Consider the following 12,267-nt stretch of genomic DNA (forward strand, 5'->3'; position numbering starts at 1 on the left):
GGAAGCTAACTCCTTTCATCGGTGGTGAGAAGCAGGGCGTGGATGCCGTAAAACAGCGCCTTTTTCTCCACCGGACTCATGTCCGGTTTTTTCAGTGCCTGGATGTAGAAGCCGATCATATCGCTTGGATGCTCGGCAAACAGGGCGGAAAAATCGTATTGCGGTTCCGTCTCATCGATGATATCCGCGATGCGGAAACGCAGCTTTAAGGCGTCCAGATCGAAGGAAATATCGGGATCGCGCATGCCCTGCACCTTGAAGCGGAAAATATTGTCATTGCCGCGCTGTTCGATCTCATGGGCGATTTTTAAGTACAGCTCCGTGTTGGTCGTATCCGGCGTGACGCGGACGATGAGCGGGATGTAGCGGAGCTTCGCCATCGGAATAAAGTCCAGTGTCGTTACCTGACAGCTTTCCGGGTCGATCTCGCCGTAAAGGATGCCGTGCCTGCCGGTCTCGGTCTTATCAAGCGGCTCCGGGGAACCGCAGTATGCCATCTTTTTGTCCAGTAGGATCTCTGGCCTGTGGATGTGCCCCAGTGCGATATACGAAAATCCGGAGGAAGCCAGCGCCGCCCGGTCGATCGGGACGTGGTTCGCGTCGCCGCCGTGCCCCAGCAGAATGTGGATTTTTCCATCCTCCGGCGCTTCAAGAGCATCGAGGCGCGGCTCCGGGATCTCCGCAGTATAGTAAGAAAAGCCGGTCACCTCTGTGTTGATATCCTCAAAATAGACGGATGAGACATCCTCACTTTCCAGAAACGTCACGTTGGAAGCCCAGGAAAAGCTTAAAACAGCTGAATTTTTGCGGATCCGGTCGTGATTGCCCGCGATGATGATAACCTGTGTCTGCGGGATCGTGGAAAACAGGTAATTGACCTCTTTCAGGTCGCGCAGCAGCGGCTGGCGGTGGAACAGATCCCCCGCGATGAACAGGCAGTCCACGCGCAGCTCCTTTGCCTTGGCGATGATGGCGGTAAACGTATCGCGGATATCGCGGCTGCGCTCCCGGCTCCAAGGCTTGTCGCTGTCCGGGGACATGCCCCAGTGGATATCGCCGGTATGGATAAATTTCACATTCTCTCCCCCTTTCAGGAGTCTGTCACTCCGTATGTACAGATTGAAATAATAATAGAAAAGGGACTGCTGCAAATAGCAGAAAGCAGATTCCAGTATTTGCGACAGCCCCATAGTTGCTTATTGTTTACAGTTCACAGTTGTTTACGGTTCTCGGGAACGGGATGACATCACGGATGTTGGAAACGCCGGTTAAGTACATCACGCAGCGCTCGAATCCAAGACCAAATCCAGAGTGTCTTGCGGAACCGTATTTACGCAGATCCAGATAGAAACCGTAGTCCTCTTTTTTGAGTCCAAGCTCGTCCATACGCGCCTCTAACTTCTCTAAGTTGTCCTCTCTCTGGCTGCCGCCGATGATCTCGCCGATGCCCGGTACGAGACAGTCCATCGCTGCAACGGTCTTGCCGTCCTCGTTCATCTTCATGTAGAATGCCTTGATCTCCTTCGGATAATCGGTAACGAAGACCGGTTTCTGGAAGATCTTCTCGGTTAAGTAGCGCTCATGCTCGGTCTGTAAGTCACAGCCCCAGAATACCTTGTAGTCGAATTCGTCGTTGTGCTCTTCGAGGATGCGGACAGCCTCGGTGTAGGTTACATGACCGAACTCGGAATTTAATACGTGGTTTAAGCGGTCAAGGAGTCCCTTGTCGATGAACTGGTTGAAGAAATTCATCTCTTCCGGTGCGTGCTCTAAGACGTAGCGGATGACATATTTTAACATATCCTCGGCAACTTCCATGTTGTCGTTCAGATCCGCAAATGCCATCTCCGGCTCGATCATCCAGAACTCAGCTGCATGACGGGTCGTGTTGGAGTTCTCTGCGCGGAAGGTCGGTCCGAAGGTGTAGATATTGCGGAATGCCATCGCGTAGGTCTCGCCGTTTAACTGACCGCTGACAGTTAAGTTAGTTGGTTTTCCGAAGAAATCCTGAGAGTAGTCAACCGTGCCGTCGTCCTTTTTCGGAACATTGTTCAGATCCATCGTGGTAACCTGGAACATCTCACCGGCGCCCTCGCAGTCACTTGCGGTAATCAGTGGAGTGTGGACATACACGAAATCGCGCTCCTGGAAATACTGATGGATCGCGTAAGCTGCCAGGGAACGTACACGGAACACAGCCTGGAAGGTGTTAGTTCTCGGACGCAGGTGGGAGATGGTACGCAGATACTCAAGGCTGTGGCGTTTCTTCTGAAGCGGATAATCCGAAGCGGACGGTCCCTCAACGGCTACCTCGGTCGCCTGAATCTCGAACGGCTGCTTTGCCTCCGGGGTTGCAACCAGGGTACCTTTTACGATAATGGATGCGCCTACGTTTAACTTGGAGATCTCCGCAAAGTTCGGCATTGTATCATGGTAAACAACCTGAAGCGTCTCAAAGTAGCTGCCATCGCTCACAACGATGAAGCCAAAGTTCTTGGAACCGCGCACGCTTCGTACCCAGCCGCCGATCTGAACTTCTTTGTCCAGATACGTCTCTCTGGAACGGTAAATTTCTCTTACAGTGGTTAAATTCATCTCAGTAAACTCCTTATTTTGCAAAATAAACTTTCTCATGCGGACTGCCCTGCAGTGTGCAGACCGTGTTTAACTTTCATTATACTGTATTTTCCTTGTAGATTCAAGGGACGGAGGGAAAATCTGGGGGGATAGAAGGAAAAAATTATCAGTCTTTTTCACTGGGCAGCAAAATGATGGGAACTTAATACTGCATCTGCATATCCAAGCGAAGCGCGGGGTTATCCATAGGAAAATCAAAGGTAGATTCCACATCCCGGAATTACGAAAATATTATGTAAAAGGGACGAAAAATGTCGGAAAATGTACAAAATTGGGACAAATTCTATTAAAAATTTGTTCACTATTTTCGTGAAGTATGTTATAATAAAAACAGGTTTAAAATACACATTATATGTGAGCATCGAGGGGTGATATCGTGATTAAAAAGGAAATGATAGCTATGCTGTTGGCAGGCGGACAGGGCAGTCGTCTGGGTGTCTTAACTCAAAAAGTAGCAAAACCTGCGGTTTCTTTCGGAGGAAAGTATCGAATCATCGATTTTCCGTTAAGTAACTGTATCAATTCGGGAGTGGACACGGTAGGCGTTCTGACCCAGTATCAGCCGCTGCGGCTGAATGCACATATTGGAATCGGTATTCCGTGGGATCTGGACCGCAACGTAGGTGGTGTGACGGTACTTCCGCCGTATGAGCGGAGCAAAGGAAGCGATTGGTACACCGGTACGGCGAATGCGATCTACCAGAACCTGGAATACATGGAAACGTACAATCCAGAGTATGTGCTGATTTTGTCCGGCGACCACATCTACAAGATGGACTACGAGGTAATGCTGGAATACCACAAAGCAAACAATGCGGATGTGACGATCGCGGCGATGCAGGTTCCGATGGAAGAGGCAAGCCGTTTCGGTATCGTTATAACCGATGACAACAACCGCATTACGGAGTTTGAGGAGAAACCGGCGAATCCGCGCAGCAATTTAGCTTCCATGGGTATTTACATATTCAGCTGGAAGGTGCTCAAGGAAGCGCTCATCAAGCTCTCGGACGAGCCTGGATGTGATTTTGGAAAGCACATTATCCCGTATTGCCATGCAGCTGGAAAACGTATCTTCGCATACGAGTACAACGGCTACTGGAAAGATGTCGGAACCCTTGGCTCCTACTGGGAGGCAAACATGGAACTGATCGACATCATTCCAGAGTTCAACCTGTATGAAGAATACTGGAAGATTTACACGAAGAGCGATATTATTCCCCCACAATTTATATCGGAGCAGTCCAAGATAGAGCGCAGTATCATCGGCGAGGGCACCGAGGTATACGGCGAAGTCATTAACTCGGTCATCGGAGCAGGCGTTACGATCGGAGAAGGTGCGGTGATCCGTGATTCGATCATCATGAAGGGCACGACGATCGGCGCTGGCACGGTTGTGGATAAGGCGATCGTGGCGGAGGACGTTACCATCGGTGAGAATGCCGAGGTCGGCGTCGGAGAATATGCCGAGAGCAAGTACGACAAGAAGGTATATCAGTTCGATCTGGTAACGATCGGAGAGCGCTCCGTGATACCGGATGGAGTGAAGATAGGACGAAACACAGCGATTTCCGGCGTGACGACGGCAGAAGATTATCACGGCGGCGAGCTGGAGAGCGGCGATTATATCATAAAGGCAGGTGGAATACAATGAGAGCGATCGGGATTGTTTTAGCTGGCGGCAACAGCAAGAGAATGAGAGAATTATCCAATAAGAGAGCCATCGCAGCGATGCCTATCGCAGGCAGCTACCGCAGTGTCGATTTTGCTCTGAGCAATATGAGCAATTCCCACATCCAGAGTGTGGCGGTACTGACGCAGTACAACTCCCGTTCCCTGAATGAGCACTTGAGTTCTTCCAAGTGGTGGGATTTCGGACGTAAGCAGGGCGGCATGTATGTATTCACACCGACGATCACGGCAGAGAGCAGCGACTGGTACCGCGGTACCGCAGATGCGCTGTATCAGAACCTCGATTTCTTAAAGAAAAGTCATGAGCCGTATGTGGTCATTGCAGGCGGCGACTGTGTCTATAAATTGGATTACGGCAAGGTACTGGAGTATCATATTGAAAAGAAAGCGGATATTACCGTAGTATGCAAGGAGATGCCTCCGGAGGAGGACGTTACCCGCTTCGGTCTGGTGAAGTTAAACGATGACGGACGTATCACAGATTTTGAGGAAAAACCGATGCTGGCGACCTCCAGCATGATCTCCTGCGGTATCTATGTAATCCGCCGCCGTCAGCTCATCGAACTTCTGGAGCGCTGTGCAGCAGAGGATCGGTATGATTTTGTTACCGATATTTTAGTCAGATATAAGAACCTCAAACGCATTTACGCATATAAGCTAGGAACTTACTGGAGCAACATCGCTTCGGTTGATTCGTACTACAAGACGAACATGGATTTCCTAAAACCGGATGTACGCCACTATTTCTTCAAGGAATACCCGGAGATCTACTCCAAGGTAGATGATCTTCCGCCGGCAAAATACAATCCGGGTGCAAATGTCAAGAACAGCCTGGTATCCAGCGGCTGTATCTTAAATGGTACGGTGGAGAACTCGGTTCTGTTTAAGAAGGTATATGTAGGCAATAACTGTATCATCCGGAATTCTGTTATTTTAAATGATGTTTACATCGGGGACAATACAGTGATTGAGAATTGTATTGTAGAGAGCCGTGATACGATCCGCGCCAACACGACGCACATCGGTACGCCGGAAGATGTAAAGATTGTCATTGAGAAGAACGAGCGGTTTACATTATAGGGTACATCAAAGAACAGACGGAAGGGGTAAATGGGTATGCAGATTACAGACGTAAGAGTGCGGCGGATAGAGAAGGAAGGTAAGATGAAAGCCATCGTATCCATCACACTTGACAATGAATTTGTGGTTCATGATATCAAGGTTATTGAGGGAGAGAAAGGACTTTTTATTGCTATGCCGAGCCGTAAGGCTGCGGATGGAGAATACCGGGATATTGCCCACCCGATTAATTCGGAAACCAGAGACATGATTCAGAATGTCATTCTTGCCAAATACGAGGCGACAGCTCTGGAACTGGCAGAGCTGGAGAAAACAGAGTAAAAAGCAGGAAAAGAAAGTAAAAAGAGAGAAAATATGAAAAAATGTCCCCGGACGCTGGACAAAGTGCCCGGGGACATTTATTATGTAGGTATAGTGTGCTCAAAAACGGGCGGAATTTGCCCGAATGTGTACAGATAATCCATAAGGGGGTAATTATGAGCGGTACGATTTTTTCTTTAATACCGCCTATCGTAGCCATTGCGCTTGCATTGATTACGAAAGAGGTGTACCTGTCTCTGTTGATAGGTATTATGTCGGGCGCGTTTTTATTTACGGGTCCAAATCCGCTTCATGCGGTGGAAACAATGATCGCGATCATGGGCGAGAAGATCGGGGGCAATGTCAACATTCTGCTTTTCCTGGCATTTCTCGGCATCGTGGTAGCACTGATCACAAAGTCTGGTGCGTCGAAGGCTTATGGTGAGTGGGCGTCCCACGCGATCCGCACGAAGAAGGGCGCGCTGTTTGCAACCATGTTTCTCGGAATGCTGATTTTCGTGGATGACTATTTTAACTGCCTGACCGTCGGCACGGTTATGCGTCCGGTGACGGACAAGCACAAGATCACACGTGCGAAGTTAGCCTACATCATCGATGCGACGGCGGCGCCGATCTGTATCATCGCGCCGATCTCAAGCTGGGCGGCAGCGGTCGGTTCTTCGCTTCCGGAGGACAGCGGGGTGGACGGCTTCAGTCTGTTCCTTCACACGATTCCGTTTAATCTGTATGCGCTTCTCACGATCTGCTTCATGCTCTTTTTGGTAGCAGGCGATTTTGATTTCGCGGCGATGAAACGCTATGAAGAACAGGTGAAAAAGACCGGAAAAGAGACGACGGTCGAGGCGGAGGCGATGGAGATCTCCGGCAACGGAAAGGTTATCGATCTGATTCTTCCGATCCTGGTTCTGATTGCGTTCTGCGTCAGCGGTATGCTGTATACAGGCGGCATCCTGGACGGCGTTGGTCTGGTCGAGGCGTTCGCTAACTGTGATTCGGCACTGAGCCTGGTGCTTGGTTCCTTCTTCACACTGGTGTTTATCTTTGTATTTTACATGATCCGCCGTGTCATCCGGTTCAATGAGTTCTGTGAATCCTTCACGATCGGCGTCAAGGCGATGATCCCGGCGATCATGATTCTGTGCCTTGCCTGGACTCTGTCTGGTATCTGCAGTGCGGATTATTTAAACATCGGCGGCTATGTCAAAGAGGTAGTGGGCGGCAATGCGCTGGTCGGCTCCCTGATGCCGGCCCTGATGTTCGTCATCGCGGCGGGGCTGGCGTTCTCGACCGGTACGTCCTGGGGTACCTTCGGTATTCTGCTTCCGATTGCATTTGCGGTGGTTGGCGCTGAAAATATGAACGGCCTTACGATCGTGACGGCTTCGATTCTGGCAGGTGCGGTCTGCGGCGACCATGTTTCCCCGATCTCGGATACGACCATCCTTGCGTCGGCTGGCGCCCAGTGCCACCACATCAACCACGTATCGACCCAGATCCCGTATGTGCTGTGCGTAGCGGCGTGCTGTTTCCTCGGTTATCTGGCAGCCGGAATTACCGCCAATGGCTGGGTGGGAACCGGCGTGGGATTCGTAGCGCTGATTGTGGTTCTGGTTATTCTGGATCGAAAGAATAAAGGGACAAAAGAGGCGTAAAAGCATCGGCAGTAAACGAAAATTGGTTCGTTTACTGCCGATTTTTGCGTTTATGCTATATCTATACAACCGCCGGCTCCAGGAGGAGCTTGCCGGTTTTGTAGCGTTCTTTGCTGAATAACTTGATATCCATGCTGTCCTCCTGCCCGGCGAGATGGTTTGCCATGAGGATGGCAATGCGGGGGGAGACCATGAAACCGTGTCCGGAGAACCCACAGACGCTGTAAAATCCTTTTGCCTCAGCCGCTTCGTCGATGACAGGGTTGCAGTCCGGGCTTAAATCGTACTGTCCAGCCCACTGGCGGACCACTTTCAGTTTCCGCAGAATCGGAAGTGCCTCACACATGACAGCACAGTTCTTTTCCAGAAACTGCCAGGAAGAATTGAAATTGTAGCTGGGGGCTTCGTGGGGGCCGATGCCCATGACGAAGCTTCCATGCGGTGTCTGCTGGACATAATAGGAACGGTGGAAGGACATAACCATGCAGTCGATGAGAGGTGCAACCGGCTCGGTTACCAGCGCCTGATGGCGTTCCGAAGTAACAGGAATGTCCTCACCAACCATTTTAGCCAGCTCTGGCGCATGGACGTTGGCACAGTTGATGACGGTTCTGGCTTCAAAGGTTCCGTTTGTTGTCTCAACAGCGTGGATGCGTCCGGCTTTCGTCTGAAGCCCGGTGACCTCGGTGTAGGTCAGAAATTCAACACCCATCCGTTTGGCACCCTGTGCATAGGCCTGTGTACACTGGAACGGATCTGCGTGACCATCCTTTTGGCAGAAGGTAGCGCCAAACATACCGTCGGTATTCAGGTATGGAACAATCTCTTTTGCTTCTTTTAAATCGACGGCACGGGAATCAATGCCGAGTTTATGCTGGACTTTGAGGTTTTCCTGAAATTGTGCCCATTCTTTTTCTGTATAAGCAACCAGAAGATAGCCGCCCTGATGGAGACCGCAGCTGCGCGTATAGCCGGTATATTCTTCCAGATGTTCAAAGATATGGGTACTTTCCAGGGCGATCCGCGCGTTCAGCTCGGATCCCCACTGCTGGCGGATACCGGCGCCGCAGCGGCCCGTTGCACCGGAGGTCAGAAAACGTTTCTCAATCAGGAGGATGTCCGTGATTCCACGCTTGGCGAGTTCAAATGCGGTGGCACATCCAATAATGCCTCCGCCGATAATGATGACATCGTAGGCTTTTTTCATTCGCAGCCACCTCCTTTTGTAGCAGATGGATCGTAGGATCCGTAAGAACCTTCATCTCCGTCCCGGACGGTTTCTTCCCAGGCGTCTGCCAGAGCGCCCATGCTGATAGGTTTGACAGGAGGGCGGAAGGTTGGCATCAGGACCTCTTCCAGAGGAAGTTTATAATAGGAAGAGAGTTCCTGTGCGATCAACATCCGGCAGGTACGTCCCTGACAGGGACCCATTCCAGCGCGGGTTACACGTTTGATTTCGTCGATGGTGCGGTAACCATCCTGAATACATTTTAAAATGTCCTCGCGGGTTAAATCTTCACATCGGCAGAGGATTGTGTTTTTATCATCCATTTTGATACCCCCCTACTTTGATTGCCCGAACGTCCATGGCAAGTTCCTTCGGAACCGCCAGACAGACAATGTTGGTTTTGTTTTTAGCGCCGCCCTGGATGAGCTGTACGACCGGGAACCAACCGAGTGCTTCACCGGAGCGGTTCAGACCGCAGGCAAGCTCTCCTTTTTTAGGAAGCGGCAGAAATTCAAACGGAAGCTTTACGAGTGCTTCGGTCGGGCTGTATGTTTTATCAACGATGAAAATGGCAAGACCCGGGCACTTCAGCATACAGGCACCGCAGCCATTGCACACATCAAAATCAATTTTGGGTGTCTCGTTGATATCTGGTTCGATGTGGATTGCTTTTTTTACACAGGCCTTTGTACAGGGATTGCAGGGGATTTTCTGAAAACACTCTGCGATGGCAACGGCGCCCTTTAAAAAACGTGTTTCATCCGGCGTAACTGCTTCAATGGCTTCTTTATCCGGGATTCCTGTCTGAATTAACATACGGATGCGCCTCCTTTCCTGCATATGTCATGCTCCAGGCGAAGTTTACGGGCTTTTTCCAGACCGCTTAAAATTCTGGCACCGGCAGGACCGGAGCGCAGTTCAGAAAGCTCCGCCCGGGCAGCTTCCTTTTCGGCTGCCGCCCGGACAGGCTCATAGCCGAGGCTTTCGGCAGCGGCACATCCGGCGAGACGGCCTTCCACCATAGCGGAAGAGGCTTCTTCGATTCCGGAAACATCGCCGGCTGCATAGACGCCCGGAACCGAGGTTTCCAGGTTTTCGTCGGTCAGCGGGATATGCCCGGATAATTCGCGGATAAATGCCATATCACAGCCAGCCTGCCAGCAAAGCTCGGTCAGCGGAGCCAGTCCGACTGCCAGACAGAGCGTATCGCAGGGAATCGTCTCTTCCGTGCCGGGGACAGGCTGGAACTGGGAGTCAACCTGTACGATGACAACACCCTCAAGGGCATCGGTTCCATACGCTTTTTCGATCGTATAACCAGTCCGGATAGGAACACCGGCGCGGCGGATTTTCGAGGCATGGACCAGATAACCGCCGATTTTTGGGGCGGCTTCGATAATGCCGGCAACCTCAACCCCTGCCTGCATCAGCTGATAGGAGACAATCAGACCGATATTGCCTGCACCGACCATTAAAACACGTTCAGCCGGTTTGACGCCGGCGACATTCATGAGGGTCTGCACGGCACCAGCACCGTAGATACCGGGAAGATCATTGCCGGGAAATTCCAGAAACTTTTCAGAAGCGCCGGTGGCGAGAATGATTTTGGATGGGCGGATTTTCATGTGTTTTCCGTGATAAAAAACAGTAACGATGCCGTCCTCATAGATTCCCAGCACGGTTGCTTCTGTCAAAATTTCAATATTTGGATGGTGTTTTGCTTTTTCTATCAGCAGGTTTCCGATGTGGATGCCGCGTTCTCCGGCATATTGTTTTTCGGAACCAAAAAATTTGTGCGTCTGTTTGACTAACTGACCGCCAGGGAGGTAATCGCGCTCACATAAGAGGACGCTGGCTCCCAGCTCGGCGGCGGCACAGGCAGCAGAGAGACCCGCCGGTCCGCCTCCGATGACGAGAATTTCGGTCTGTTTGATCATAGGACAACCCCCTTTCCGTGCTGTTCTTCCACTTTCATGCCGGCCTTTACGCGAGTCACGCAGACGCGGACATTTGGCTCACCGTCTACAGTCATGAAACAAGAGGAACAGTTGCCGATGGCACAAAAAAGACCTCTTGGACGGTGCAGATGGGGACTGTGTCCCAGTGTGCGGATGCCAGCCGCATGCAGGGCGGCGGCGATGGTTTCGTGGGTAAAGCCGGTGATGGGCTGACCGTTATAGTAAAAAACGACCTCTTCTCCCCGGTCAAAATCCAGGACAGGATGTTCTTCCAGTCGCATACAGATCTCCTCCTTTTATAAAATGCGTGCAGCAGCCTGGTTCGGGTACTGCCGCACGCGGGTATGTATAAACTTTTCATACTTCTATTGCATATCTTAACTTAATTAATTCCCTCTGTAAATTTATCAGGTGCTACCTTTGCCTTCACCTTCATTATTACATAATAGGTAATACCGGTTATAATCAGAGATTGTGCCGGCGGAATTCCAATTACTACAATATAGGTTGTAATGTAGCCAACTGCAATTCCCACAATCATTGCAATTGTAGCCATAAAATTCCATCCCTGCTTATCTTCCCACACTCCCTTTCTGAGGAAGAAATCAACAAACATAACCCCTGCAATGGCCGGATAAAGAAGAGCAGCCAGGCTAAGCAGTTTCTGTAAATTTTCCAGAATACCCGTAAAACAAAGAAGAAGTGATAAAAATGTACCTACGGCCGTTACAATCGCTCTTCCTTTATTTGTTTTTATATTCAGCATATTGGAGAAAGAAAGTCCCATTGTATAGTTATTTACAAGCTGACTGGTCCAGGCAGCAAGCCAAAGAACAATAAATCCCCAGATAGGAAATCCTAAGTTTTCCATAACTGCAACAATATCTGCAGTTCCATTTCCTGCTCCCATGATGGCACCAATAAAAAGAAGCGGAATACCAATTGCAACAATTCCAATCGGTATTAAAATATTATCCTTCCAACACGGTTTTGCATATCTTGTATAATCAGCAGAAATAACAAACTGCGATACATTCATGCCAAGTATCATCGTCACACCGGCAGCAAATGAAATCTCACCGCTTCCTTTGTAACTAATAATGTTCGACCATCCAATGTTCTTTAATGCCAGGTAAATACCAACAATGCACAGAAGAATTCCACCAGGAACCGCAAAATAATCCGTCCATTTCATAGATGAATATCCAATAACAGAAGGAATTGCGAACACTATTCCTGCGACAATGGTGGTAATCATCCAGGCAGTTCGATTAACTGTATAGTCAATTCCCAAAACTGCACAAAACGCATTGCCTGTTACCGATGTCTGAACGGCCCACCAGCCCATACTGATAACACCGATAACTAGTGCGATAATAAATTTTGCCTGTTTGTCGCCAAATCCTTGTTTTGCAATTACGGAAGAGGAAAGACCTGTTTTGGCCCCCATATATCCACTGATAGCATTTCCTACCCATGTTAAGCATATGAAAGTGAACAGTACAACCGGTATGATTCCTTTTAAGCCAAATGCACCTATTAATGTAGAACCTATCATCAACAAGGTGACACTGAATTCAAGGCCTCCGAAAATAAATGCCGGTGCTGTCCAATGCTGCCGTTGATTTAGCGGTACCGGGGTCATCGGATTGTTGTGGTCAAGCTTTTTTGTAACACTTGTGGCTAAAAAAATAGTGCTTAT

General features: G+C 49.8%; 12 protein-coding genes. 4 read left to right on the forward strand and 8 right to left on the reverse strand.

The features are described from left to right. Positions 1–5: 5 nt before the first annotated feature. Positions 6–1,076 carry a DNA repair exonuclease gene (locus PUQ60_RS09325; protein WP_273380496.1) on the reverse strand — a complete coding sequence of 357 codons (1,071 nt, stop codon included), beginning with the start codon at positions 1,074–1,076 and terminating at the stop codon, positions 6–8. Positions 1,077–1,203: 127 nt separating this feature from the next. Further along, positions 1,204–2,595: an asparagine--tRNA ligase gene (gene asnS / locus PUQ60_RS09330; protein ID WP_022359577.1), complete on the reverse strand. Its 1,392-nt coding sequence runs from the start codon at positions 2,593–2,595 to the stop codon at positions 1,204–1,206. Positions 2,596–3,013: 418 nt separating this feature from the next. On the opposite strand from asnS, the gene PUQ60_RS09335 reads away from it, so the two are divergent. The 4 genes from PUQ60_RS09335 (at position 3,014) to PUQ60_RS09350 (ending at position 7,379) form a co-directional block, all read left to right on the forward strand. Further along, positions 3,014–4,288: a glucose-1-phosphate adenylyltransferase gene (locus PUQ60_RS09335; RefSeq protein WP_107001700.1), complete on the forward strand. Its 1,275-nt coding sequence runs from the start codon at positions 3,014–3,016 to the stop codon at positions 4,286–4,288. After that, positions 4,285–5,406, forward strand: coding sequence for a glucose-1-phosphate adenylyltransferase subunit GlgD (glgD, locus tag PUQ60_RS09340; protein WP_022359575.1), 1,122 nt, complete (start codon positions 4,285–4,287; stop codon positions 5,404–5,406). The genes PUQ60_RS09335 and glgD overlap by 4 nt, the downstream gene beginning before the upstream one ends. 36 nt (positions 5,407–5,442) lie before the next feature. Next, positions 5,443–5,727, forward strand: a complete 285-nt coding sequence (spoVG, locus tag PUQ60_RS09345) for a septation regulator SpoVG (RefSeq protein ID WP_118522935.1) — start codon at positions 5,443–5,445, stop codon at positions 5,725–5,727. A 155-nt stretch (positions 5,728–5,882) separates the two neighbouring features. Further along, positions 5,883–7,379, forward strand: coding sequence for a Na+/H+ antiporter NhaC family protein (locus tag PUQ60_RS09350; protein ID WP_273380500.1), 1,497 nt, complete (start codon positions 5,883–5,885; stop codon positions 7,377–7,379). A 61-nt stretch (positions 7,380–7,440) separates the two neighbouring features. Here PUQ60_RS09350 and PUQ60_RS09355 read toward each other — a convergent pair whose 3' ends face one another. The 6 genes from PUQ60_RS09355 to PUQ60_RS09380 form a co-directional block, all read right to left on the reverse strand. Continuing rightward, a complete protein-coding gene (locus PUQ60_RS09355) occupies positions 7,441–8,586 on the reverse strand; it encodes an FAD-binding oxidoreductase (protein WP_022359572.1) in 1,146 nt (381 codons plus the stop codon). Continuing rightward, positions 8,583–8,930, reverse strand: a complete 348-nt coding sequence (locus PUQ60_RS09360) for a (2Fe-2S)-binding protein (RefSeq protein ID WP_118522917.1) — start codon at positions 8,928–8,930, stop codon at positions 8,583–8,585. Before PUQ60_RS09360 ends, PUQ60_RS09355 begins: the two co-directional genes overlap by 4 nt. After that, the gene (locus PUQ60_RS09365; protein WP_022359570.1) at positions 8,923–9,423 is read right to left on the reverse strand and encodes a 4Fe-4S binding protein; all 501 of its coding nucleotides are present in this window, start codon (positions 9,421–9,423) and stop codon (positions 8,923–8,925) included. Before PUQ60_RS09365 ends, PUQ60_RS09360 begins: the two co-directional genes overlap by 8 nt. Continuing rightward, positions 9,417–10,541, reverse strand: coding sequence for an NAD(P)/FAD-dependent oxidoreductase (locus PUQ60_RS09370; protein ID WP_273380501.1), 1,125 nt, complete (start codon positions 10,539–10,541; stop codon positions 9,417–9,419). The genes PUQ60_RS09365 and PUQ60_RS09370 overlap by 7 nt, the downstream gene beginning before the upstream one ends. Continuing rightward, on the reverse strand, positions 10,541–10,846 hold the full coding sequence (locus PUQ60_RS09375; RefSeq protein ID WP_022359568.1) for a (2Fe-2S)-binding protein: 306 nt from the start codon (positions 10,844–10,846) through the stop codon (positions 10,541–10,543). Before PUQ60_RS09375 ends, PUQ60_RS09370 begins: the two co-directional genes overlap by 1 nt. A 101-nt stretch (positions 10,847–10,947) precedes the next feature. After that, on the reverse strand, positions 10,948–12,267 hold the full coding sequence (locus PUQ60_RS09380) for a cytosine permease (protein WP_337955630.1): 1,320 nt from the start codon (positions 12,265–12,267) through the stop codon (positions 10,948–10,950).

The sequence above is a fragment of the Clostridium sp. AF02-29 genome (assembly GCF_934835585.1).
GTDB classification, from domain to species: Bacteria; Bacillota; Clostridia; order Lachnospirales; family Lachnospiraceae; genus Otoolea; species Otoolea fessa.